The sequence below is a fragment of the Micromonospora narathiwatensis genome (assembly GCF_900089605.1).
GTDB lineage: Bacteria > Actinomycetota > Actinomycetes > Mycobacteriales > Micromonosporaceae > Micromonospora > Micromonospora narathiwatensis.
Genome location: NZ_LT594324.1, coordinates 1,265,439 through 1,289,381, shown reverse-complemented (window position 1 = coordinate 1,289,381; position 23,943 = coordinate 1,265,439). Strand labels below are relative to the sequence as shown.

Genomic DNA, 23,943 nt, shown 5'->3' with positions numbered 1-23,943 from the left:
TTCGCGGGTGGCTGGATGCTCGGTGGGGTGACCGTCCGGCCGCCCGGCCCTCTGGGGGAGTGGGCGGGCGGCCGGCGGGTCTCCGGGGGTCAGCGCCCCCGGGCGGCCGCCCGGTAGGCGTGGGTGGCCAGCGTCGCGCTGATCACCAGCAGCGCGCAGATCAGCAGCAGCGAGGCGGCGACCGGGTGCCGCATCGGCAGGGCGTCGCCGGCCGAGCCCGGGTTGCCGAACAGGTCCCGGCAGGCGGCGACGACGGCCGACAGCGGGTTCCACTCGCACACCGCGCGCAGCCAGTCCGGCAGCCCGCGCAGCGGGATGAACGCGTTGGACAGGAACGTCATCGGCATGACGACGAGGAAGGCCACCGCGCTGACCGCCTCGGCGGAACGCAGCCGCAGCCCGAGGAGGACGCCGAGCCAGGAGGCGGCGAAGCCGAGCAGCAGCAACAGCCCGAAGCCGGCGAGCACCTGCGGCGCCGCGGCGTGCGTCCGCCAGCCCATCGCGAAGCCCACCACCGCCATGGCGACGCAGGCGACCACCACCCGGGTGAGGTCGGCCACGGTCCGGGCCAGCGGTACGGCGAGCCCGGCGATGGGCAGCGACCGGAACCGGTCGTCGATCCCGTTGCCCAGGTCGTCGACGACGCCGAGCGCGGTGTGTTGCAGGTTGGTGAGCATCATCTGGGCGAAGATGCCGGCCATCAGGAACTCCCGGTAGCCGCCGCCCTGAACGTCGATGACGCTGCCGAAGAGGTAACCGAAGATCACCACGTACGCGACCGGCATCACGGTCACGCCGAGCAGCCGCATCGGCACCCGGGAGAGGTGGCGCAGGTGCCGGCCGACCAGGGCCGACGTCTCGACGGCGAGAGTGCTCATGCCGCCACCTCGCTACGCTCGGCGTCGGCATGAGCCACCACAGCGCTGTACCGATGATTCGCTCGCTGACGCTCGCTCATGCCGTTGCCTCCGGCTTCTCGGCGGTGCTCCGCCCGGTGAGGGAGAGGAAGACGTCGTCCAGGGTCGGCGCGCAGCTGGCGAACGACTCGACGTCGATCTTGGCGGCGTCGAGCGCCGTCGCCACGGCCGCGATGCCGGACAGCCCGTCGGTCAACGGCAGCCGCAGGCTCGCGCCGTCGTCGTCGAGGACCGGTTGGTGCGCCGAGACGGTGGCGAGGGCGGCGACGGCCTCGGACCGCTGCCCGCCGTCGCGCAGCCGGATCTGCACCTGCTCGTCGCCGACCTTGCGCTTCAGCTCGTCGGGCGTGCCCTCGGCGATCACCTTGCCGCCGTCGAGGACCAGGATCCGGTCGGCGAGCTGGTCGGCCTCCTCCAGGTACTGCGTGGTGAGCAGCACCGTGGTGCCGCCCGCCACCTGCTCACGGACCATCGTCCACAGGGTCCGGCGGTTGGTGATGTCCAGCCCGGTGGTGGGTTCGTCGAGCACCAGGACCGGCGGGTCGGCGACCAGGCTCGCGGCCAGGTCGAGCCGGCGCCGCATGCCGCCGGAGTAGGTACGGGCGGCCCGGCCGGCGGCGTCGGTGAGCTGGAACCGCTCCAGCAGCTCGTCGGCCCGGGCGCGGGCGGCCCGCCTGCCGAGGTGGTGCAGGACGCCGATCAGGACCAGGTTCTCCCGGCCGGTCAGCAGCTCGTCGACGGCCGCGTACTGGCCGGTGAGGCCGACCCGTCGGCGTACCTCGCGCGGTTCCCGGACCACGTCGTGGCCGCAGATCCGGGCGGTGCCCCCGTCCGGCGTGAGCAGCGTCGACAGGATCCGCACCATGGTCGTCTTGCCGGCGCCGTTGGGTCCGAGCAGGCCGAGCACGGTGCCGGCCGGCACGGCGAGGTCCACCCCGGCCAGCGCGGTGTGGCTGCCGTAGCTCTTGCGAAGCCCCTCGGCCTCGATCGTCAGGTCCACTGCCGCCCCCTCGCTCAGTTCGCCGGCGGGAAGAAGTCGGCGACGGTCCGGCCGCCGCCGGCGGCGCGTACCCGGTCGAAGGCCCACGCCCCGACGGCGAGGTCGAGCACCCCGAGGCCGAACGGCGCGAAGACCGCGGCCCGGTCCGGGTCCCGACGGACCCGGCCGCGCAGCACGTCGGCGATGGTGCCGTCGACGAAGTCCCGGTGGCCGACCCGCTGTTCGGCCAGGTGCAGCGAGGTCCGCTCGCGGACCGCGTGGTCGACGTCGTCGGTGATGTTCTGCGCGGCGAGCACGATCTCCGGCGACAGGTCGCGCAGGGACAGGTGCAGCACCACCGGGCGGTGGGCGAGCAGCGCCGGGTCGTGCAGGTGCGGCTCGCCGGCCACGGTGGCGAGCACCACGAGGTCGGCGGCGAAGGCGTCGGCGGCCTCGGGCACCACCTTGACCGCGCCCACCCCGTCGGCCTGCACGGTGGCGGCGAACCGCTCGGCCGCCGCCGGGTCCAGGTCGAAGAGCCGGTACTCGCCGATCTCCCAGTCGAGGTCGCGCAGGAAGCGGCGGACGTGCTCGGCGATCAGGCCGGTGCCGATGAAGCCGACGCTGGCCACCCGCCGGCCGCCGACCAGTTCCTCGGCGCCGAGCACCGCGGACGCCGCGGTCCGGGTCGCGGAGATCAGCGAGGACTCCAGGCAGGCGTACGGGTAGCCGGTGGCCAGGTCGTTGAGGAGCAGCACCGCCGAGGCCCGCGGGATGCCGTGCGCGGTGTTGCCGGGGAAGCTGGCGATCCACTTGATGCCGGCCACGTCGAACTCGCCGCCGAGGTAGGCGGGCAGGGCGATGATCCGGTCCCGGGGCAGTTGCGGGAAGCGCAGGAAGCTGCTGTGCGGCAACGCCGTGGCCGCCTCGTCGTGGGTGAGGTAGGCGCGGCGTACCGCGTCCAGGCACGCGGGCCGGTCGGCCTCGATGGCCGCCGCCACCTCGGCCGCGGTCACCACCGTGAACGGCTGGACGCTCGGTGGGTGGGTCTCGGTCATGCTGAGGTTCCTCTCAGACCAGCGCCACGGACTGACCGCGGTCGCGTTGGGCGACGAACCGGGCGACCCACTCCGGGTCGTACACGGTGTCGGCGTAACCGGTGCCTCGGTCGGCACACAGGAAGGCGACGGTCGGGCGCGGTCCCCGATGGTCGGCGAAGTACCGCTCGATCGCGCTGTAGACGCTGCCGGTGGAGCCGCCCGCGTACAGTCCGTGCCGCTCGAACAGCTCGTGGCAGCCCCGTACGGCGTCCACCTCGGACACGATCATCACGTCGTCGATGCTGGCCTTGCCGACCAGGGGCGGCACGATGCTGGAGCCCAGCCCGGGCAGGCGCCGCTTGGCCGGCGGGCTGCCGAAGATGACCGACCCCTCGGCGTCGACGGCGACCACCCAGGCGTCCGGGCGGAGCCGCTTGAGCCGGGTGGACAGTCCGGCGATGGTGCCGCCGGTGCTGACCCCGACGAAGAGGTAGTCGATGCGGGGCAGGTCCATGCAGAGTTCGGCACCGGTCAGCAGGTCGTGCGCCGCCAGGGCGTCCGGGTTGGCGTACTGGTTGGGCCAGTAGACCGAGGACAGCTCCGCCCGCAGTTCCTCCACCCGGCGCAACCGGGTGGACAGGTACCCTCCCGTAGCGTCCGGCTCGGTGACCTTCTCCACCCGGTCGCACAACCGGCGCAGGAACGCCTCGGTGCTGGCGTTGACGTTCGGGTCGATCACCGGGACGAAGGGCAGCCCGATCCAGCGGCAGAACGAGGCGAGCGAGATGGCGAAGTTGCCCGAGGACGACTCCACGATGGTGGTCCGCTCGGTGACGTCGCCGCGCTCGACCGCCCGCTTCAGGATCCAGTACGCCGAGCGGTCCTTGGAGCTGCCGTTCGGGTTGACGTACTCCAACTTGGCGTACAGGTCCAGCCGGTCGTGACGCAGCTGCACCAGCGGGGTACGTGGCATCGCCCGCCCGACCATGGCCAGGCGGCCCAGCAGGGCCTCACGGCTCACGGCTATCACTTCCGCACTGGAACATCACTCGTACTCCCGGTCCGGCTCGAAGGAGGCCCGGCGGCTCACGTCAGGTGACGCGGCGGGGCATGGGACGCCCGCCCACGGTCGGTCACCCGCCTCGGGGTGGGCTCGGATCGGGATCGGGGACGACTAGCAGGCGGCTCGAGCCGCCGGTCGGGTCGACTGCCGGCGGTCAGGCCGCGTCCCCGTCGGGCGGCGGTCCGGTCGCCGTCGAGCCACGGTCGATCCTGGTTCGAGGGCGGCCTGACAGGCTGGTTCCCGTGCGACACCGGCGGCCGCCACGAGAGGCCGCCCAGATTCGCACCGCAGCAGGGCGTGGCCCGCGGACCAGGGCCCGACGACCTCGGCCCAGCGACCCACCAACACCCGGGGCACACCCCGGCGTGTTGCCGCGCCCCGCCCTGCTGCCCCCACCCCCACCGCCTCCCGCGATCTTGCAGTTACGGCCACCGTGAATCGGCTGAAAGCTCGCATCTCGGCGACCGGAAGTGCAAGATCGCGGGAGGTCCAGGGGATCTCAGGGGCAGCGGATGACCTGGCCGGCGTAGGTTAGGCCGCCGCCGAAGCCGAGCAGCAGCACCGGGGCGCCGCTGGGCACCTCCCGCCGCTCCACCAGCTTGGCCAGGGCGATCGGCGTGCTCGCCGACGAGGTGTTGCCGGACGAGACGATGTCCCGGGCGATGACGGCCTGCTCGACCCCGAGATCCCGGGCGACCGAGTTGATGATGCGTAGGTTCGCCTGGTGCGGCACGAACCCGGCCAGCTCCGCCGGCTTGATGCCGGCCCGCAGGCAGGCCTCCTCCGCGATCGGCGCGAGCGCGGTGGTGGCCCAGTGGAACACGGTCTGGCCGTCCTGCGCGATCCGCGCCTCGCGGCCCTCGATCCGGATCGCCGGCCCGCGTTGGGCGGACCCGCCCCACACCACCGGGCCGACGCCCGGCTCGTCGGCGCCGACCAGGACCGCCGCCCCCGCACCGTCGCCGAAGAGGATGCAGGTGCTGCGGTCCTGCCAGTCGATGAAATCGGTCAGCCGTTCCGCCCCGACCACCAGCGCGGTGCCGGCGGCGCCGGCACGGATGGCGTGGTCGGCGGTGGCGAGCGCGTAGGAGAAGCCGGAGCAGGCGGTGTTGATGTCGTAGGCGGCCTGCCCCGCCATGTCCAGGCTCGCGGCGACCCGGCTCGCCACGTTGGGCACCCGGTCGATGGACGTACAGGTGGCGACCACCACCAGGTCCACCTCCCCGGGCTGTACGCCGGCCGCGCCGAGCGCCTTGCCGGCGGCGGCGGTCGCCATGTCCGCCACCGACTGCTCCTCCGCGACGTGCCGCTGCTGGATGCCGACCCGGCTGCGGATCCACGCGTCGTCGGTGTCGACCAGTTGGGAGAGTTGCTCGTTGGTGAGTACCCGCGGCGGTTGGTAGTACCCGAGCCCGGCGATGCGGGATCCCTGCCAGGTGCGCACTGTGGTCTCCTTCCCTGCCCGGTCAGCCGCAGCCGCCGGGCTCGTCATGGTCGAACGAGCCGACCGTCGCCAGCGCGGCCACCGGAAGGCTGTTCAGCAGGTCGGTCGACGCGGCCGGGCCGGCGTCGCGCAGCCCCCGCACCGCCGCCTCGACCTCGGCGATCCGGTCCACGCCCCAGTAGCGCTGGCGGTCGACGATGAACAGCGGGATGCCGAACACCTCGTCGTGGTGCGCGCTGACCAGCGCCGCCACGCCCAGTTCCCGGATCCGGTCGTCGTCGACGGCGGCCATCAGCTCGGCGCCGGGCAGCCCCGCCGCGTCGCAGGCGGCCCGCAGCACCGCCGGATCGCTGATGTTGTCGCCCCGGTCCCAGCGGGCCTCGGTGACGACCCGGTAGAACCGCCGTTCGCAGCCCAGTTCGCGGGCACGCAGCCAGCCCAGCGCGGACGGCTCCCACCAGGGCGCGACGTCCACCGGCCAGACCAGGCGGTAGTCGAAGCCGGCGGCGAGCCGCTTGGTGTCGTGCAGGATGTACAGGTGCTTGGCCTTGCTCATCACCGTGTAGTGGAAGTCCGCGCCGTGCGCGTCGAGGCCGGCCCGGGTACGGGCGTCGGGGTCCCAGAAGGGCACGTACTCGAACAGGTCCGCGAAATCGGGTACGCGCTCCTCCAACTGGCGTAGCGCCATCCAGCTGAACGGGCTCTGGAACGAGAAGTACACCCTGGGTCGGCCGGTCACGACGCGCTCCACAGCAGCGCGGCCTGCGTCTGCGGGTCCATCACGGCGACCTGGCCGGCGTCCGGGCCGCTGGCCACCCCGTACCCGTGGGTGATCGAGCCGGTGGCCGTGTGCACGATCCGGTCGTCCCGGACGACGTAGCAGTCCATCCGGCCGGTGAACATGACGTCCTTGACGATGTCGTCGACGGTGAAGACGGTGTGCAGCTCCTCCTCCAGGTACGCGTCGGCGAGCAGCCGCACCTGGGACCGGGTCACCGCCGGGATCCAGTTGCGTTCGGTGAGCATCCGTCGGATCGAGATACCGCGATCGGCGAGGTACCGGTGCACCACCTCCTCCAGGTCGCGCACGTACCCGGAGTGCTGCATCCGGTCGGAGAACTGGCAGTGCGGGTACGGGATCGTCTCGCGCCAGAGGAAGCCCGGTCGGAACGCGGCGGGCTGCTCGGCCGGGGGCCGCAGGGCGGCCAGGTCGGCCACCACCCGGTCGGCGAACTCCGCGGGTGGCTCGCCGAGGGTCCCGTCGGGCGCGACGAACGCGACCCGGACCTTCCCCTTCAGCACCGGCACCTGCTGCCCGTGCCGCCGCACGGTCAGCGTGACCGTGAAGGTGTCCTCCGCGCCGTTGCCGCCCGGCGCGGGCGTCGCCTCGGCGTACACCTCGTCGTCGACGAAGACCGGGCCGGGCAGCCGCACCGAATGCTCCACGATGGACAGCTGGACGCCGGAGCCGTGGAACAGGTCGCCGGGTCCGGTCCCCCGGTCGCGGTAGTACTGCAGCACCGCGTCCTCGGCCAGGTACACGAACTGCTTGAAGCCGACCCAGGTGCCGATGTTGGCACCCTCGTACCGGGGCCGGCCGCGGTACGTGGTCGGGTGCGCGTCGAGCGCGACGGTCATACGTAAACCTCCATGATCGGACCGGTCGGCGCCGGCGCCGGCACGACTCGGTCGAGGAACTCGGCACACTCGGCGGCCACCTCGGTCGCCTGCGTGATGTGACAGAAGTGGCCGTAGTGCCGGTGGATGCGGACGTCGACCGCCGGCATCACCGCCAGTGAGCTGGCCCGTACCCCGGCCAGCCGCTGGTCACCCCGGCCGGCCAGGACGAGGGTCGGGGTGCCGACCTGGCCCAGCGCGGGCCGCGGCGTCGCGAGGAGCCGGTCGAGCACCACCTCGGCGGCGCCGTCGGGAACCCGTTGCAGGGCCTTGTCCGCCATCGCGGCGAGCACGTCGTCGGCCACCTGGGCGGCGCGCGGGCCGAGCCGGGCGCGCAGCCCGTCGGACACCACCTGCCGGATCGCCGCCCGGGTGCGGGCGATCAGCACCGGGTGCGGGGCCCGCTCGGCGGGGCGGACCAGCGGCGCGAGCAGCACGGCGGCGCGGACCGCGGGCTCCGGCCGGGTGGCCAGGTGGTCCAGTACGGCGTTGGCGCCGAAGGAGTGGCCGACGAGGATGTCGACGGGTTCGGGCAGGGCCGCGAGGGTCTGCCGCAGCCACCGGGCCGGTCCCTCCGACGGGTTCGCCCGGTCCACCAACGACCGGCCCGAGTCGGCGCTCCACGGGGCGTCCACGACGTACCACCGGTAGCCGGCGCCGAGCGCCGCGGCCAGGTCGTGCCAGGTGGTGCCGTTGTCGGCCAGGCCGTGCACCGCCGCCACCACCCGCCCGCGCCCGGGAGCCGGGTCGGCCCCGGGCGTGGTGAGCAGGCGCCAGGTCATGTCCCGTCCCCGTCGCGGTACAGCCGTGCGGTGGCGTATCCGTCGCCGGCCGAGCCGCAGGTCAGCACCGCCTCGGATCCGTCGTCGACGCCGGCCGGGCGGGTGGCCGGGTCGGTCAGCCACCGGGTGGCGAGCGCGGTCTGGAGCACCCCGGTCGCGCCGTATCCGGCGTCGAGCAGGACGCCCAGGTCGTCGTCGGGGCCGGTGCCGCTGGCCAGCCGGATGGTCGGCGGCCCGCCCGCCGGGGCCACCTCCGGTGCGCGGTGCCGGCGTACCGAGTCCAACCGCACCCCACCGGGCCGCTCGGCCGGGGCGAGCACCACGCAGGCGGCGGTCCCCTGTGGCGGGCCCGGCGGCAGGTCGGCGGCGGCGCGCAGCGCGGTGGCGATCTCGTCGGCCGGTTCGGCGCCCACCACGATCACGCGGGACGCCCGGCCGCCGCGCACCAGCAGGGCGCCGAGGCGCAGCGCGTCGAGTCCGCCGGTCGCGCCGGAGCAGACCATCAGGTTGGGGCCGGTGAAGCCGTACCGAATGGCGATGCTGCTGGCGATGATGTTGCTGGACGCGTTCGGGGCCTGCATCGGGCTCACCCCGCGCAGGCCACCCGCCCGTACCTGGTCGACGATGTCGCAGACGGTGGCGACGTTGCCGAGGTTGGAACTGACCACCACGGCGGTGCCGGCGGCGCCCGGCACCGGCGCGGTCGGCCGGCCCGGCGGCAGGCCCAGGGCCTTGTGTACGGCGCACATCGCGATCCGCACCGCCGGCTCCTTGAACAGCAGCCCCTTGCGGCCGAGCAGGGTGTGCGCCTCGTCGGGGCCGCAGTCCGGCTCGGTGGCCGTGGCGATCAGCCGATCCGGGGCGATCCCGGGCACGTGTACCGCCGTGGCCTCGATAGCCACCCGGTCACCGCTCACGCCGCACCTCCACCAGGCAGACGGCGTTCACGCCGCCGAATCCGAACGCGTTGACCTGGGCCACCCGGGCGTCGGTGGCGGCCGGTTCGCCGACCACCAGGTTCAGCGGGGCCGCCTCGGCGATCGGCGTCCGCAGCCCGACCACCGGCGGCACCCGGCCGTGGCGCAGCGCCTCCACGGCGACGAGCAGGCTCATCAACCCGGCGCTGCCGGAGGTGTGCCCGATCGCGCCCTTGATCCCGGTGACCAGCGGTCCGGGGCCGGCGTCGGCGAAGATCCCGGCCAGCACGCCGGCCTCGGTGGGGTCGTTCAACGCGGTGCCGGTGCCGTGGGCCAGCACCAGGCCGACGTCGGCCGGGCGCAGTCCGGCCCGCCGGTAGGCGTCGGTCATCGCGGCGCGCAGTCCGTCCGGGTCGGGCGCGGTCTCGTGGTACGCGTCGCACGACATGCCCACCCCGCGCAGCAGCACCGCCGTGTCGGTGTCCGGGGCCCGCTGGACCACGACGGCCACCGCGCCGTCGCCGAGCAGCACCCCCTTGCGGTCGGCGTCGAACGGGCGTACCGCGTCGCTGGACTCGTCGCCGACCCGCCCGATCATGGCGAGCATGCTCTCGGTCATCGCGTCCGCGCCGCAGGCCAGCACCGCGTCCGCCTCGTCGAGTTCGATCAGGTCGGCGGCGAGGGCGAGCGCGTGCGACGAGGCCGAGCAGGCGTTGGAGACGGTGACGACGTCCTCGACGCCGGGCAGCGCACCGCGTACGGCGGCGCCGAAGTGCAGCGCGTCCGGCTCGACCGGCTGCCCGTCGGCCCGCCACCGTTCCACGGCCCGCAGCTCGCGCAGCCCGGTGCCGACGATGGCCACGACGCGCTGCCGGGCGCAGTCGAGGCCGGCTTCCCGGGCCGCCGCCGCCACGCACCCGGCCAGCCAGGCGCTGGCCCGGTACGGCCGCTCCGGGCCGCTCGCGTCGACGTGGTAGCCGTGGCGGACGTTGACCCGCTCGGGGGCGACGTACCCCAGCGGTCGCCGGCCGGATTCCCCGGCCAGCAACGCCTGGTAGGTCTCGGCGGTGTCGCCGAGGCTGGTGCGCATGGCGCTACCGGTGATCGCGAGCGGCACGCCCGTTCCCCCTCAACACGGCGGCGCCGACGGAACCGTCGGCGGTGCTGGCCACGATCAGCGAGAGGCAGCCGTCGTGTTCCGGCGCGCCCCGATGGTGGGCCAGCACGGCGGCGACCTGGAGCGCTCCGGCGGCGGTCGGGCAGTTGCCGGCGAGATCGGTGATCGCCACGCGGACCGCGTCGGGGCCGACGGTCACGTCGAGCGCGTCCTCCTCGGCGGCGGCCCCGGAGGTGACCACGGTGGCGAGTTCCTCGCCGGTGACGCCGGCCTGGTGCAGCACCTTGCGTACCCGCTCGGCGAGCTCCGTGGCGCGGTCGGTGCGCCCACCGGTGTGGCCGAGGTCGATCGCGAGGATCTCCGCGGCCGGCTCCCGGCCGGCGGCCCGCATGGCGGCGGCGTCCTCGATGAGGAAGACCGCGCCGCCTTCGCCGCCGACGGTGGTCGGCGCGGCGCCGGCCCGGTGGTCGGCCCACGCCATGTGCGGGGTGTACTCCTCCATCGCCCCGACCAGCAGCGCCTCCGCGCGACCGCGCCCCAGCATCGTCATCGCGTAGCGGAGTGCGGCGAGGGTCGCCATCGCGCCGCCGGCCAGGGTGGCGTTGATCCCGCGCAGCCCGTGCCAGATCGCCGCCTGCCCGGCCGCGCAGTTGAGCACGGTGTTGGGAAACAGGATCGGGTTGACCAGGTACGGCTTCTCCAGGACCAGGGTGTCGCGGCTGTAGTCGCTGGTCGACTGGAGGCTGCCGACTCCGGTGCCGAGCACCACGCCGACCCGGTCCCGGTTGTCGTCGCCGACGACGAGGTCGCTGTCGGCCAGCGCCTGGCCGCAGCCCAGCACCGCGAAGGCGGTCCGCCGGTCGAGGAAGCTGGTGCCCTTGCGGCCCAGGTGGTCGCGGGCCCGGAACCCGGCCAGGGCGTACGCCCGCGGGTCCGGAACCGGCTCGGCGGTCAACTCCGCCGCGTCGACCGTGGCGTCCCGCCCGGTACGCAGTCCGGCGGTGAACTCGTCGGCGCCCAGCCCGTACGGGGACAGCACCCCCCAGCCGGAGACGCCGAGCACGAGGGTCGAGGTACGCGAATCGGTGGTCACGGTCATGCGAGCCGTCCAAGGATCGTGATGGCGTTGTTGCCGCCGAAGGCGAACCCGTTGACCTGGACGATGCGGGGCCGCTCGACGCGCGCCTCGTTCGGCACCACGTCCAGGCCGGGCATCGCCGGGTCGGTGGTCACGTGGTTGATGGTCGGCGCGAGGAAGCCGGACGAGATGGCCAGCGCCCCGGCGACGGCGCTGAACCCGCTCGCCGCGCCCATCGTGTGGCCGAGCATCGACTTGACCGAGCTCATCGGGGGCAGCCGGTCGCCGAAGACCTCGCGTACCGCCTCGTACTCGGCGGAGTCGTTGGCGGGGGTGGCGGTGCCGTGGGCGCAGATGAAGCCGACCTCGTCGGGCTTGACTCCGGCGTCCCGGTGGGCCAGCCGCATGCAGCGGGCCACGCTCGCCGCGTCCGGCGCGGTCGGGTGTTTGGCGTCGCAGGTGAGCCCGTAGCCGAGCACCTCGCAGTAGACGCGGGCGCCGCGTTCCCGGGCCGAGTCCAGGCTCTCCAGGAACAGCGCGACGCCGCCCTCGGCGGTGATCACCCCGGCGCGGTCCCGGTCGAACGGCGCGCACCGCTCGGCGGCGAGCGCGCCAAGCCGGTAGAAGCCGGCGTGTGCCCACCGGCACACCGAGTCGGCCCCGCCGACCATCATGTAGTCCTGTTCGCCGGTGGCGATGGCGTCGAAGGCGTACCCGAGGGCGTAGTTGCTCGCCGAGCACGCGGTCGAGACGGTCAGCGTCGTGCCCTTCAGGCCGAGTTCGCGGCTGACCGCCTCGGCGACCCGTCCCGCGGGCAGTTGGCGGGCCAGCGCCGGGGTCGTGTGCGGGTAACCGTGGGCCAGCCACTGTTCGGTGAGCCGCTCCACCACCTGGGATTCGCCGCTGGTCGTACCCATGCAGACGCCGAACCGGTCGGACCGGTCCGGTACGTCGGTGGCCTGCGCGTCGCTGAGCGCGAGCCGGGCCGCCGCGGCGGCGAAGAGGCTGCTGCGGCCCCAGTCCTCCGGGTCGAGCCGGGTGACCATGCGACGCGGCTCGAACCCGTGCACCTCGCCGGCCCGTTCGGTGCGGAAGCCGGTGGTGTCGAAGCTGGCGATCGGCGTGATTCCGCTGCGCCCGGCGCGCAGTGCCGTCGTGAAGGCTTCGATGCCTGTGCCGATGCTCGACACCGGCCCGAGCCCGGTTACCACAACCCGTCGGTTCATCACCCAGGAGTCCTTCGTGAGTCCTTGGGCCGCGCCCGGCGGCGAGCGCCGCGCGCCGCCCCGTCAGCCGCAGCGTGGTCGGGTTCTCACCGTCGAGCCACCGCCTTGTGGCGGCCTCGCGGCGGCCTCGACGTCGCCTCGAACGCGCCGACGCCGGAGTCGAGCGAGGGTAGAGGCCGTTTCGAGGGCGACCGCCGAGCCTCGCGGAGACGGCGGACGCGACCGGACCGACGTGCACCGATACGATCCCGCTGGACCGACGAACCCGACCAAACGGGAGGACCGTTGACCCGCAGTAACGCAGCGAGCACCGACGGCCGGCGCGGCGGCGGCACGGCTGCCCCGGTGGGGCGGGAGGGCGTGCGGCCGGGTACCTGGGCCGGACACGGCGCCTGCCTCTGGTCGCTGCTGTTCGCCGCGCTGAGCTTCTACTGGGCGGCCGGCGGGCTGGTCGGCGCCGGCACCATCGGCCCGGCGGTCGAGGGCCCGGCGCTGGCCCGGGAGCCGTCCTTCGTGGCCCTGCTGTGGGCCACCGCGGTGCTCAAGCTGATCGCCGCGGCACTGGCCCTCGCGTTGGTCCGCCAACGGCCGCGCTGGGTGCCACGGTGGCTGCTGCTGCTCGCCGGCTGGGGCGCCGCCGCACTGCTCTCGCTGTACGCCCTGGCCAATCTGGCGCAGCACCTGCTGATCGTGGCCGGGGTGATCGAGGTTCCGGCCGGGCTGGGCAGGGCGGCACTGCCGTGGCACCTGCTGCTCTGGGATCCGATCTGGCTCGCCGGTGGCCTGTTGTTCACCTTCACGACAATCCGATACTCGCGGCTCACCTCACGAACAACACAGCACAAATTGGTGAACTAGCTAGATCGGATGGCAGCGGATCTTGCAGACTTGCCAGGACGCAATGGAAACTTGCCTCTCGCGGGGACGGTTCGGCGAAGGGTAAGAGACCAATGGATCCAAGCGCGCTCGCCACCGGATTCGCTATCGCGAGCGCGTTCGAGGCCCGACACGACACCGTTGTGGACACTTTCCGTAAGCGTCTCATCGGGGTCTGCGGTCCGTTGGGACTGGAAGAAGCGCTCCTCAACCAGGCAATCGCCCAAGCCAGACAGGTGCTGGCTGATGTGACCGAGAGTATCCGAACTGGACAAACCCAGGTCAACGAGACGGCGATCGCCCTCGTCTGGCAGAGCGGAGCGGCCGGGGCGCACAGCCTGCACCCGGTCGAGTCGCTGCGGGCCGCGACCGAACTGTTCGAGCCGGTGCTCGACGCGGTCATCGAGACCGCGGCCGGCCACCCGGACGCCACCTGCATCATCCGCACCGCCACCCACGCCCTCCAGCGCAGCGTCATGACGCGGATCCGCTGGGCCTCCGAGTCGTACATGGCGTTCCTGCTCGACGGCGTCCACCAGGCCCAGCTCGCCGAGCGGCGCCGGATCGCCCGCGAGCTGCACGACCGGGTCGGCGGGTCGGCCAGCGTGGTGAACCGCAACCTGGAACTGGCCCAGACGTACGCGGAGACCGACCCCGACCGGTGCCAGGACAAGGTGGACGTGGCCTACCAGGCCAGCGTGCACACCCTGGAGGCGGTCCGGGGCGTGGCCACCGACCTGCGGCTGGAGTCACGGTTCGACAACCTGGCGAAGGCGCTGCGCGGCTTCCTCGACGCCATGGCCGAGGGCAACGCGACGGTCGACCTGAAAGTCAGCGGGGACGAGTCCTGGGCACCCCCCGAGGTGCTGGCCGAGGTCTTCCTGGTGGTCCGCGAGGCGCTGCGCAACGCCTTCCGCCACTCGTTCGCGACCACTGTGCTGAGCCACGTGGACATCGCGCCGCACGAGGTTCGCGCCTGGGTCAGCGACGACGGCGTAGGCTTCGATCCGGACAGCGGCGCGCGCGGCGGCGGAAGCGGGCTGGCCTCGATGCGGGAACGGATCGAACTGCTCGGCGGAAAGCTCGCCCTGCACAGCGTGCCCGGGCACGGTACCCGGATCGAGGCGCTCATCCCCCTGACCAGGACGGTGAAATGACACCGAGTCCCGCACCGGCCGCGTCCACCCGGATTCTGCTCGTCGACGACCACGCGCTGTTCCGGCACGGCCTTCGCGAGTTGCTGTCGATGGAACCGGACCTGTCCGTGATCGGCGAGGCCAGCAACGGCGCCGAGGCCGTGGCGTTCGTCACCGCGCACCGGCCGGACATCATGCTGCTCGACGTGGGCATCCCCGGCGACCACGCCGCCACCACCATCACCCGGACCCTCACGGCGGCACCGGCCACCCGCATCATCATCCTGAGCATGTTCGACGAGCCGGCCGTGGTGAAGGAGCTGCTCGGTGCCGGCGCCCGGGCGTACCTGCTGAAGAGCGTGACCCGCGACGATCTCGTCGCGGCGCTGCGCAGCGTGCGGACCGACCCCGACCGGATCATGTTGTCGATCTCGCGGGAGAGCTTCGAGCAGGTCAGCGACAGCACCGCCAAGGTCCTGTCCGATCGTGAGGTGGAGATCGTCGGCCTGGTGGCGCAGGCGTACAGCAACTCGCAGATCGCCCGCCGGCTGGACATCACCGAGAGCACGGTCAAGCGGCACCTGCGCAACGTGTTCACGAAGCTGGGCGCGGTGTCCCGGATCGACGCGGTGAACAAGGCCATCGCGATGAACCTGGTCAGCCCGGAGAAGCCGTCGGCTCCGCGACTGCGCGCCTGAACACCCTCGGCACCGGCCCGTCGGGGGGGGCCGACCTCGCCGAGCGGTCGGGCCGATGCCCCCGCCCATGACGTCCGGACGCGCCGGGCGGGGGGTCGGGGGCATCGGCGTACGGGTCAGCCGGCGGCCACGAGCAGTCGCGCCGGGGTGCCGTTCAGCACCTGCCGCTGCAGCTCCTGCAGCTCCGGAGTCGGTTCCAGGCCCAGTTCGTCGGAGAGGGTCTGCCGGAGGTTCCGGTACGCGTGCAGCGCCTCCGCCCGCCGGCCGCACCGGTTCAGCGCGGTGATCAGCTGGGCGTGGAACCATTCGTTGAACGGGTGGGCCGCGACCAGGCCGCGCAGTTCGGTGACGAGTTCCCGGTAGCGGCCCAGCCGGGCGTCCGCCTCGATGCGCAGCTCCAGCGCCCGCATCCGCAGTTCGCCGAGGTGCGCGACGTCGGCGGCCATGGAGTCCTCGACATGGACGTCGGCGAGCACCGGCCCCCGCCACAGGGACAGCGCCTGGCGCAGTCGCTGGGCGGCCTCGGCGGCCCGCCCGCCGTCCAGCAGGGCGCCGCCCTCCTCGCAGAGGCGGGCGAACACGGTGGTGTCGAGCTGCTCCTCGCCGAGCGACAGCAGGTAGCCGGTCGGCCGGGTGATCAGGAGCTGGTCCGCGGACCCGGCGACGCCCACCCGCTCGAACAACGCCCGGAGCTGGTAGACGTAGGTCTGGGTGGTGGTGGCGGCGCTCCGGGGTGGCCGGTCGCCCCACAGCCAGTCGAAAATGGCGTCCTGGCTCACCGTCTGGTTGGCACGGAGCAGCAGCAGCGCGAGGACGGCACGAACCTTGGGTGCGGTCGGTGTGCAGTCAACGCCGTGCTGGCGTACTTCCAGGCTGCCGAGGATGTTGAAGCGGAGCATTTTGTGACCCTCTTCTCTCTGCATCTGGCATAGACGCTAACCGCCTCCCAGCCAGCCTCAAGGGCTTTGCGTCCAAGGAGATCGCCCACCCAGACCCATCGGGTCTCATCGATACCACTTTAGAGGTATCCCACCGTGTCCGACGGTACGCACATTTGACACGTCAAATATGTCGGAGTGAATTTCCAACCCGCCGCGGACTGCGGCAGGCGCGCGCCACGCGGCTTACTCCGTACGCGCGCCGGCCTCGGCCAGTTCCTTGATGGTGAGCAGTTGCTTGCGGCCCATGAGCGCGTCACCGACCGCCAGCGCGGCCCGCCGAGCCTGCTCGAAGGCGGTGGTGGCGCCGACGTCGAGCCGCCCGACCAGGCGGGTGCCGGTCGCGGCCGGGGTCACCCGGTAGGTCACCGCCACCTCGCCGTAGCTGCGCCGGTGCCGCTGGGCGATCAGCCCGGTGAGATGCTCGTCGCGAACGAACTCGACCACCTCGAAGATGAGGAACTTCTGGCCGATCGCCAGGTCCTCGGCGCCGGGGGTGAGGGTCCGGGGACTACGCCGCCCGAGATTGTCGACCAGGTCGTAGCTGTACGGCGCGACCTTGAGCTGACACAGCCACCGGTACACCACCGGGACCGGCGCCGCCACGTCGACGGCCCGGACGAACGAACGGAACGGCACGGTCAGGTGACGATCGCACGGATACTCCGCCGCCACCTCCTCCGGCGTGGCGTTCCACACCCGGGGATCCCACTGTCGCAGTCTCTCTCGCAGCACCGCTGACCGCCTCCGCCTCCGCCGGCCCGGCCCCACCAGGGCCGGGCGTTGATCCGTACGCACGAGTTCTGCCCGGCATCGACGTGACCACGGACGGGTCGAGCCGGCGTCGACGACCGGTCGAGGTCGGCCGTCGCCGGCTACCGGTCGGGCTGACCGCCCGTCGTCGGCGGCAGACGGGTGTCCACCAGGTGCGGGTCGTGGCCGGGCACCGTGCCCGCCACCGGTCGCGGTGACCCGGGCCGAACCAGGGCCGCGTACGGGTCCGCAAGCAGAAAATTGACCGTCGCCTCGTTCCGCTCGCCCCCTGAGGGTCGATCGACGTGCCTAGGATTGGTCCGCCGGCACGCACGAGGATCGATGGCGCGACGGCCGGCACCCCTTTGACCGACGCCGGCCCTGGCGACGCGGCGGAAGGCGGAACATGGCCCAACTGGACGGCGGCACCGACTACTTCAGCGACCCGCTCGGCGGCCTGGACGACCAGCAGTGGGACGAGATGGCCGGCAACCGGTTCTACTCGTCGGCGTTCTGGCTGCGGCTGTGCGCGCTGGAGGGCGGCGGCACCTCCGGCGGCGTCCACGTATCCCTGCCGGACGGCGGCCGGGCCGCCGTGCCGGTGATCGCGGTCGGCGAGGACGCACACCCCAACTGCCGGTGGGGCACGATCCTCGCCGCTCACGGCCTGCCGAGCCCGCCGCAGCACGGCATCTACGTCGGACAGCGTCGCGGCTACCTGGCCAACCTGTTGACGTCGCCGGGCGTCGACCCGGTGACGGCCGCCGGGCGGATCCTCGAGGAGGTCCGGTCGGCGCGGCCGCCGGTGCCACCCGCGGCGGCGTCCGCGCAGGTCGCCGTCCACCTGACGACGCCGGACGTGCTCGCCTTCCGGGAGGCTGGGGTGAAGGCGGAACCGGTGCTGCTCGCCGCCGACGCGTGGATCGGCATCCCGTCGGGCGGATGGGAGGAGTGGCTGGAGTCGCTCGGCTCCCGGCACCGGATCCGCCGGGTCCGCAGCGAGGTCCGGAAGTTCGAGCAGGCCGGATACCAGGTGGAGCGGCGTACCCTGGCCGAGGCGTGGGCCGACGTGGCCCGGCTGGCGATCCACACCGAGCGGCGTTACGGCCGGGCGGGTGACCCGTCCATCTACTACGACGGCTTCCGCAAGCAGGGCGAGCTGGCCGGGCCGCGGGCCGAGGTGCTGCTCTGCGCCTACGACGACGGCCCCCCGGTGGGCTGCTGCCTCTACTACCGCGACGGCGACACGATCTACCTCCGTGCGGTGGGCTTCGACTACGAACGACTCCGTGGGGCGGCCGAGTACTTCAACCTGGCCTACCACCTTCCGGCACGGTTGCCCGGTGTGCGGTGGCTGCACGCCGGCATCGCGACCCCGGACGGCAAGGCCCTGCGCGGCGCCGAACTTCGCCCGCTGTGGCTGCTGGACCTCTCCGCGACCAGCGTGCTCGACGATCACCGCGACGAGCTCCGGGCCCACAACTCGGCGCAGCGGGCCGAGCTGGCAGGGCGGTCGCCGGCGGTCGCGGCGGCTCTGCGTACCGATCTGTGGGAGACCTTCTTCTGAGCGGTGACCGGACCATGCGTCGGTGCGGCCGGACGGCGGCGGGCGACCAGAAGGATGAGGAGAGCGCGGCATGGATGGTGCGATGACGACACGGCACCTGTTCACGATCCACGCCATGCTGCACGAGGCGGCCGGGACGTTCGGCGACGACCTGGCGGTACGGGACGGCAAGCGTTCACTGTCCTTCGCCGAGCTGCGGGACGCCGCACTCGCCACGGCGGCCGTCCTGATCAGCCACGGCATCGGCCGGGGCGATCGGGTAGGCATCTGCATGGCGAAGTCGATCGACCAGGTCGTGGCGATTCTCGCCGTGCTGACGGCAGACGCGGTGATCGTGCCGATCCTGCCCACCCTCAAGGGCGACAACATCCGGCACATCGTCCGGGACTCCGGCATGCGGACCGCGATCACGGACGACGTACGCGCCGACGAGTTGCGCACCTCCGCCCCCGCGCTCCCGCTGCTGCTCGCCCGCGACATCTGCGTCGATCCCGGAAACGCGGCGGAACCGGCCGGTGGCGCGGTGCCGCAGCGGTCCATCGGCGACGACCTGGCCGGCGTCATCTACTCGTCCGGTTCCACCGGCCGACCCAAGGGCATCATGGTGACGCACCGCAACCTCTGCGATGGCGCCCGAATCACCGCCCGGTACCTCGGCACCCGACGCGACGACCGCATCGGGAGCGTTCTGTCCCTGAACTTCGACTACGGTCTCAACCAGCTCTGGCAGGCGCTGCACACCGGCGCCCAGCTCCACCTGCACGAGCTGGTGTTCCCCGCCGACCTGTTCCGCTTCCTGGCCGCCGAGCGCATCACCGTCCTGCCCGTCATGCCGGTCATCGTCACCCGGATGTTCGACGCGCGGCTGCTCCGCGATTGGCCGACCGAGGACCTGTCCGCCGTCCGCTACGTCTCGTCCTCCGGCGGAGCCGTCTCCCGCCGCATGATCGAGAACCTCACCCGGGCCTTCCCGGCGGCGGAGAAATTCCTCATGTACGGGCTGACCGAGGCGTTCCGCTCGACCTGCCTGGAGCCGGACCAGTTGGCCCGCCGTCCCACGTCGATCGGTCGGGCGATCCCGGACGTGGAGATCCTCGTCCTGGACGAGCAGGGCCACGAGGTCGGCCCGAACGAGCCCGGCGAGCTGGTCCACCGGGGCGGCTGCATCGCCAAGGGATACTGGGGCGCCCCGGAGGAGACCGCGAAGCGGTTCCGGACGCTGCCGCGATACCCGGGCGAAACGGTGGTCTTCAGCGGCGACATGGTGACCCGGGACGAGGAGGGCTACCTCTACTTCGTCGGGCGCCGGGACTCGATGATCAAGACATCGGGGTTCCGCGTCAGCCCGACCGAGGTCGAGGAGATCGCCACCCGGTTTCCCGGCGTCGACGCGTGCGTCGCGGTCGGCGTGCCGAACGTCGACATCGGCGAGGACATCGCCCTGGTCTACACCGTCAGCACGCGGGTCGACGCGGCGGAGTTCCGACGCTTCCTCCGCGACCAGCTACCGACCCACATGGTGCCGCACCGCCTGGTGCCGCGCCCGTCCCTGCCGGCCACCGGCAACCAGGGCAAGATCGACCGGCAACTGGTACGGGACTCGCTGCTCGGCGCCGCCCCCGCCACCGACAGCAGCCGATCCTGAGCCCCGGTCAGGCCGGCCGCGTCCGGATGACGAACCTCCGGCGGGCCAGGTCGAGCCCGTCGTCGATCGCGGCCGGGTCGTCGGCCGAGAGGAGGACGTAGGCGCGCCGCTGCTGTGACGACACCACCGGCGCCAGGACGTCACCGACCCGCGCCAGCACACCGGCCCGCTCCACCGCCGGGTGGGCCCGCACCACGTCGAGCCCGTCGATGCCGGCAATTACGCCGGGCTCCGCGAGGGGGAAGTGCGCCGCGGCATGGGCCACCCGCTGCGGCGGCCGCTCGGGCAGCGGCATCGACATCGCCAGCCGGACGACCATCTCGAACCAGTCGATGCCGTACGTGAGGCCGAGCAGGTCCATCAGGTAGTCGCCCGGCATCCGGACAGCCACCTCCATCAGCGTGGGCCCGGCGTCGGCCAGCCGAAACTCCAGATGCACGATGCCGCTGCCCATGCCGAGCGCGGCCAGGACGGAGCGGCCGAAGTCGTCGACGGACGCGGCCGTCGCGGCGTCGACCGGCGCGGCCGTGCGGTGGCCGGTCTCGACGAAGTACGGGGGACCGGTCGTCTCCTTGGCCGTGATGCTGGAGAACCAGACGCTGCCCTCGTGGACCAGCGCCTCCCAGCTGTACTCCGGCCCCTCGACGGCCCGCTCCACCAGCAGCGGTGCCTCACCGGCCCGACGCCGCACCGCGTCGGCCCACTCGCGCTCGTCCGCCACCAGTTCGACGCCGACGCTGCCCGCCGATGACAACGACTTCAGCACCACCGGGAACCGCCCGGCCGCCCACTGCCCCGCGGCGTGGAGATCGGCGGCGATGAGGTACTCGGGCTGCCGGATCCCCGCAGCCGCGAAGCGCCCCCGTTGCAGCGCCTTGTTACGCGACAGGACCGCCGCGCCGAGCGACGGGCCGGGCAACGAGAGGGTGTCCGCCACGAGGGCCGCCGCGAGCACCTGCGGCTCGGTGAAGGCCACGACTCCGTCCGGCTTCCGCGCGGCGACCGCGGCAGCGGCCACCTCGGCCCATGCCTCGTCGCTGTCGCCGCTGGTCAGCGTGGTGTGGTCGGGCTGGTCCGGCAGCGCGGCCGCGGCGGCGGCCGTCTCCACGACGTGGACGCGCACCCCCAGTCGACGTGCCGCCGCCAGATAGGGCCGACCCATCAGGCCGACTCCGACCAGAAGCAACTCCCGCACCGTTCCTCCTCCGTCCGTGCCTGTCGGATACGTCGTCGCCGCCCTGCCCGGCCCGCCGTCACACCGGTTGGGTCGTCTCCGCCGCCGGCAGGCGACGGAACCGCACGACGACCGGTACGAGCGCTCCGGCGGCGGCGAGCACCGCCGCGAGACCCAGCCAACCGAACAGCCCGGCGGGCATGACGACGGAGGTGAGCAGCGCCGGGCCCACGATCATCGCCCCGGTGGAGCCCAGGCTGTAGAGGGACAGGTGGTAGCCGCGGCTGGCGTCGGGCGCGTACCCGTAGGACACCCCCCAGGCTCCGACGGACTGGTAGATCTCGCCCACCGTCAGTGCCGCGGTCCCCGCCAGAATGAGGGCCGCCGCCACGGCGGGCGCGGCCGGCCCGGTCAGCGACACCAGCGCGCAGCACGCGGCCAGGATGAACCCGGCGCGGCGCTGCCGCGACGCGGCGGGACGCAGGCCGTCGACGCCCCGACTCAGCCGCATCTGCAGCGAGATGGCCAACACCGTGTTGAGCACCACGACCGCGCCCACCAGTTCCACCGGCGCGTCCGTCCTGGTCGTGATCCAGAGCGGCAGGCCGACGCTGAGGATCACGGCGTGCAGGTAGAGCACGCCGTTGAGGAAGACGAGCGTGAGGAACCGGAGGCTGGGCCGCGTACGCCGCTCGGCCTGCTCCGGCTCGGGCGCGGTGGCCGGTGGCCGGGCGACGGCCAGGCGACCGCGCAACCGCAGCAGGAGGGCGCCGGAGACGAGGAAGGACACGGCGTCGAGGAGGACCAGCACCCGGTAGATGTTGCCGCCGCCCAGCGCGATGACGATCGTGGCGGAGGTCGCGCCGAGCACGAAGCCGATGTTGCGGACGAGCATCACGGCCGCCATGGCGCGCACCCGCGCCGCCGGGGCGACGAGGGAGCCCAACAGGCTCTGGACGACCGGGCCGGCCGCCCACTCGCCGGCCCCGGCGAGGCAGCACACCACGAGGAACCAGGGCAGGTCGGCCACGAACGGGTACGCGAAGAACCAGGCCGCCCGCCAGAACTGGAGGGCCACGAGGAGCGGCAGGGCGCCGAACCGGTCCGAGAGGCGGCCGACCGGCACCGAGCACAGGAAGCCGGCGACGGCGGCCAGGGACAGGCCCAGGCCCACCTGCGCCGCGGTGAGCCCGATGTCCCGGGTGAAGAACAGCGCCGACCCGGTCAGGAACATCCCCGTACCCAGGGAGTCGATGAAGGACACGGTCAGCATGCGCCGGACCGGAGTCCCGTCCGGCAGCCAGCCGACGGCGAGGCGGACCATGCGACTCCGCACGCCGGTCGGTGCCGCGGGTTGGTCGTCGGTCCGCCGGGCGGAGTCGGTCGCCACCGCGCCGACCGTCTCGTGGGACGGGTCGGGAGCAGGGGCGTCGGGCGACCCGTCGTCGGCCATCCGCAGGATCCTCTCGCGCGAGTCGAAACGGATTGGTCCTCGACGATGTTCCTATCACAGCGCGACCCGGGGCGGGCGCCCGCACCGGTACGGAGCGCGACCGTCCGCACGCCGGGCGTGCCGGCCGTCGATCAACCGTGGTCACTGTTACCCTGCTCGGGTGAGCACCGCTTCGGCACTCCGCGTCAACTCCCGCTATCTCCTGGTACTCGGTGCCACGATGGCGTTGCGCGAGCGCGCGATCGTGGCGGCCGTCCGCAGCTTCCCCGGGCCGATCGTCACGATCGCCCCGGCCCCGGCCACCCGGGCGGGCAAGTTCTTCGACCACGTCATCCGCGGCGTCAGCAGTGATCCGGCAGGGGCGCTGGAGGCGGTGCGGGGCTTCGAGAAGGAGACCGGCTGCGCCCCGGCCGCCGTGGTGCCGTTCATCGACGGCGTGCTCGTCGCCGGCCTGACCGTCGCCGAGCACTACGGCGTGCCGTACCTGAGCCGCGACGCGGTCGTCACCTCCTCGATCAACAAGGACCTGATGAAGGACCGGCTCGTGGCCGCCGGCCTTGCGACGCCTCGCTACCGCCGCGTGGACAGCGTGGACGCCGTCCACGCGGCGATCGCGGAGTTCGGCCTGCCGTGCGTCATCAAGCCGTCCGCCTTCGGCGGCAGCCTCGGGGTCCGGTTGATCCGCGCGGCCGCCGAGGCGCCCGCGGCGTACGAGTACGTCCGGGCGATCATCGAGCAGACCGCCGCGACGTTCACCGTCAAGAACCGGTCGATCCAGGTGGAGGAGTTCTGCGATCTCACCGACGAGGTCTCGGTCGAGGTGCTCAACCATCGTGATCGCCGGTTCGTGCTCGCCGTCGTCGACAAGTCGCTCGGGCCCGAGCCCTACTTCGCCGAGATCGGGCACCGCCTGCCCAGTCGCTACTCGGACCGCTCGGACGTGCGGGAGCTGGCGCTCGCCTCGTGCGCGGCGATCGGCCTCGACCGGGGTCTCGCCCACGTCGAGATCCGGCTGGAGGACGGTCGGGATCCGCAGATCATCGAGGTGGGGGCCCGCACTGCGGGCGACGGCATCCTCGACCTCGTCGAACGCGCGCTCGGGGTCTCACCGTACGAGTTGCACGTACGCTCCTATCTGGACCAGCTCGACGAGCCGGAGCTGCCCGGGCCGGCCGCCGGGGTCGCGGCCATCGCCACCCTGAAGGCGCGTCCCGGGCGGATCACGCGCATCGGTACGCCGACGGCTGTCCATCCGGCGGTGTCGAGCTACGAGGTCTTCGCGACCCCCGGGCACGTCTCCGCCGCCGTCTCGGCGAACTACCTGACCCGAGAGGGATACGTGGAGTGCTTCTGGCCGGACGGTACCCCCGCGTCGGTGCCACCCCGCGCCCACCTGGACATCGCCGACCAGTTGGCCGCCCAGATCTTCGAGGTGACGGCGGACGACACCGAGGACTGACGAG

The 23,943-nt window shown here is 72.9% G+C and carries 22 protein-coding genes; 6 read left to right on the top strand and 16 right to left on the bottom strand.

The annotated features are described in order from the left end of the window. Nucleotides 1-89 precede the first annotated feature (89 nt). The 12 genes from GA0070621_RS05780 to GA0070621_RS05725 form a co-directional block, all read right to left on the bottom strand. The gene (locus GA0070621_RS05780) at nucleotides 90-878 is read right to left on the bottom strand and encodes an ABC transporter permease (RefSeq protein ID WP_091192154.1); all 789 of its coding nucleotides are present in this window, start codon (nucleotides 876-878) and stop codon (nucleotides 90-92) included. Between the two features lie 76 nt (nucleotides 879-954). Continuing rightward, a complete protein-coding gene (locus tag GA0070621_RS05775) occupies nucleotides 955-1,917 on the bottom strand; it encodes an ATP-binding cassette domain-containing protein (protein WP_091192153.1) in 963 nt (320 codons plus the stop codon). Between the two features lie 14 nt (nucleotides 1,918-1,931). Continuing rightward, the gene (sbnB, locus tag GA0070621_RS05770; protein WP_091192151.1) at nucleotides 1,932-2,954 is read right to left on the bottom strand and encodes a 2,3-diaminopropionate biosynthesis protein SbnB; all 1,023 of its coding nucleotides are present in this window, start codon (nucleotides 2,952-2,954) and stop codon (nucleotides 1,932-1,934) included. A 13-nt stretch (nucleotides 2,955-2,967) separates the two neighbouring features. Then, nucleotides 2,968-3,957 carry a 2,3-diaminopropionate biosynthesis protein SbnA gene (gene sbnA, locus GA0070621_RS05765; protein WP_231920988.1) on the bottom strand — a complete coding sequence of 330 codons (990 nt, stop codon included), beginning with the start codon at nucleotides 3,955-3,957 and terminating at the stop codon, nucleotides 2,968-2,970. A 541-nt stretch (nucleotides 3,958-4,498) separates the two neighbouring features. Continuing rightward, on the bottom strand, nucleotides 4,499-5,491 hold the full coding sequence (locus tag GA0070621_RS05760) for a beta-ketoacyl-ACP synthase 3 (protein WP_091192150.1): 993 nt from the start codon (nucleotides 5,489-5,491) through the stop codon (nucleotides 4,499-4,501). Beyond that, nucleotides 5,466-6,182 (bottom strand): 2-hydroxychromene-2-carboxylate isomerase, encoded by a 717-nt coding sequence (locus GA0070621_RS05755; protein WP_167666635.1) that lies wholly within the window; start codon nucleotides 6,180-6,182, stop codon nucleotides 5,466-5,468. The genes GA0070621_RS05760 and GA0070621_RS05755 overlap by 26 nt, the downstream gene beginning before the upstream one ends. After that, a complete protein-coding gene (locus GA0070621_RS05750; RefSeq protein ID WP_091192148.1) occupies nucleotides 6,179-7,081 on the bottom strand; it encodes a hotdog family protein in 903 nt (300 codons plus the stop codon). Before GA0070621_RS05750 ends, GA0070621_RS05755 begins: the two co-directional genes overlap by 4 nt. Further along, the gene (locus GA0070621_RS05745) at nucleotides 7,078-7,902 is read right to left on the bottom strand and encodes an alpha/beta fold hydrolase (RefSeq protein WP_091192147.1); all 825 of its coding nucleotides are present in this window, start codon (nucleotides 7,900-7,902) and stop codon (nucleotides 7,078-7,080) included. Before GA0070621_RS05745 ends, GA0070621_RS05750 begins: the two co-directional genes overlap by 4 nt. Continuing rightward, nucleotides 7,899-8,819: a beta-ketoacyl synthase N-terminal-like domain-containing protein gene (locus tag GA0070621_RS05740; RefSeq protein ID WP_167666634.1), complete on the bottom strand. Its 921-nt coding sequence runs from the start codon at nucleotides 8,817-8,819 to the stop codon at nucleotides 7,899-7,901. Before GA0070621_RS05740 ends, GA0070621_RS05745 begins: the two co-directional genes overlap by 4 nt. Continuing rightward, a complete protein-coding gene (locus tag GA0070621_RS05735) occupies nucleotides 8,809-9,936 on the bottom strand; it encodes a beta-ketoacyl synthase N-terminal-like domain-containing protein (RefSeq protein WP_167666633.1) in 1,128 nt (375 codons plus the stop codon). Before GA0070621_RS05735 ends, GA0070621_RS05740 begins: the two co-directional genes overlap by 11 nt. After that, nucleotides 9,914-11,035: a beta-ketoacyl synthase N-terminal-like domain-containing protein gene (locus tag GA0070621_RS05730; RefSeq protein WP_091192145.1), complete on the bottom strand. Its 1,122-nt coding sequence runs from the start codon at nucleotides 11,033-11,035 to the stop codon at nucleotides 9,914-9,916. Before GA0070621_RS05730 ends, GA0070621_RS05735 begins: the two co-directional genes overlap by 23 nt. Further along, complete coding sequence (locus GA0070621_RS05725) at nucleotides 11,032-12,240, bottom strand: beta-ketoacyl-[acyl-carrier-protein] synthase family protein (protein WP_091192143.1); 1,209 nt, start codon at nucleotides 12,238-12,240, stop codon at nucleotides 11,032-11,034. Before GA0070621_RS05725 ends, GA0070621_RS05730 begins: the two co-directional genes overlap by 4 nt. Nucleotides 12,241-12,525: 285 nt before the next feature. Between GA0070621_RS05725 and GA0070621_RS05720 the strand changes: the two genes are divergently transcribed. The 3 genes from GA0070621_RS05720 to GA0070621_RS05710 all read left to right on the top strand — a co-directional run bounded on the left by GA0070621_RS05720 (nucleotide 12,526) and on the right by GA0070621_RS05710 (nucleotide 14,950). Next, on the top strand, nucleotides 12,526-13,098 hold the full coding sequence (locus tag GA0070621_RS05720) for a DUF3995 domain-containing protein (RefSeq protein ID WP_091192142.1): 573 nt from the start codon (nucleotides 12,526-12,528) through the stop codon (nucleotides 13,096-13,098). Nucleotides 13,099-13,364: 266 nt separating this feature from the next. Beyond that, nucleotides 13,365-14,273 carry a sensor histidine kinase gene (locus GA0070621_RS05715; RefSeq protein WP_167666632.1) on the top strand — a complete coding sequence of 303 codons (909 nt, stop codon included), beginning with the start codon at nucleotides 13,365-13,367 and terminating at the stop codon, nucleotides 14,271-14,273. Then, nucleotides 14,270-14,950, top strand: a complete 681-nt coding sequence (locus GA0070621_RS05710; RefSeq protein WP_091192139.1) for a response regulator — start codon at nucleotides 14,270-14,272, stop codon at nucleotides 14,948-14,950. The genes GA0070621_RS05715 and GA0070621_RS05710 overlap by 4 nt, the downstream gene beginning before the upstream one ends. A 116-nt stretch (nucleotides 14,951-15,066) precedes the next feature. Here the strand turns inward: GA0070621_RS05710 and GA0070621_RS05705 are convergent, their stop codons facing one another. Both GA0070621_RS05705 and GA0070621_RS05700 read right to left on the bottom strand, forming a co-directional pair. Next, the gene (locus GA0070621_RS05705; protein WP_091192137.1) at nucleotides 15,067-15,849 is read right to left on the bottom strand and encodes an AfsR/SARP family transcriptional regulator; all 783 of its coding nucleotides are present in this window, start codon (nucleotides 15,847-15,849) and stop codon (nucleotides 15,067-15,069) included. Nucleotides 15,850-16,074: 225 nt separating this feature from the next. Further along, nucleotides 16,075-16,623 carry a hypothetical protein gene (locus tag GA0070621_RS05700; protein WP_167666631.1) on the bottom strand — a complete coding sequence of 183 codons (549 nt, stop codon included), beginning with the start codon at nucleotides 16,621-16,623 and terminating at the stop codon, nucleotides 16,075-16,077. A gap of 424 nt (nucleotides 16,624-17,047) precedes the next feature. Between GA0070621_RS05700 and GA0070621_RS05695 the strand changes: the two genes are divergently transcribed. Both GA0070621_RS05695 and GA0070621_RS05690 read left to right on the top strand, forming a co-directional pair. Then, nucleotides 17,048-18,208, top strand: coding sequence for a GNAT family N-acetyltransferase (locus GA0070621_RS05695; protein WP_167666630.1), 1,161 nt, complete (start codon nucleotides 17,048-17,050; stop codon nucleotides 18,206-18,208). Between the two features lie 82 nt (nucleotides 18,209-18,290). Then, complete coding sequence (locus tag GA0070621_RS05690) at nucleotides 18,291-19,853, top strand: AMP-binding protein (protein WP_167666629.1); 1,563 nt, start codon at nucleotides 18,291-18,293, stop codon at nucleotides 19,851-19,853. 7 nt (nucleotides 19,854-19,860) lie between these two features. On the opposite strand, the gene GA0070621_RS05685 is transcribed toward GA0070621_RS05690, so the two are convergent. Beyond that, nucleotides 19,861-21,048 (bottom strand): ATP-grasp domain-containing protein, encoded by a 1,188-nt coding sequence (locus GA0070621_RS05685; protein WP_091192134.1) that lies wholly within the window; start codon nucleotides 21,046-21,048, stop codon nucleotides 19,861-19,863. A gap of 58 nt (nucleotides 21,049-21,106) precedes the next feature. Then, nucleotides 21,107-22,480 (bottom strand): MFS transporter, encoded by a 1,374-nt coding sequence (locus GA0070621_RS05680; RefSeq protein WP_091192132.1) that lies wholly within the window; start codon nucleotides 22,478-22,480, stop codon nucleotides 21,107-21,109. Nucleotides 22,481-22,640: 160 nt separating this feature from the next. Here GA0070621_RS05680 and GA0070621_RS05675 point away from each other — a divergent pair, with 160 nt between their 5' ends. Further along, the gene (locus GA0070621_RS05675) at nucleotides 22,641-23,939 is read left to right on the top strand and encodes an ATP-grasp domain-containing protein (protein ID WP_091192131.1); all 1,299 of its coding nucleotides are present in this window, start codon (nucleotides 22,641-22,643) and stop codon (nucleotides 23,937-23,939) included. The last annotated feature ends 4 nt before the right edge of the window (nucleotides 23,940-23,943 follow it).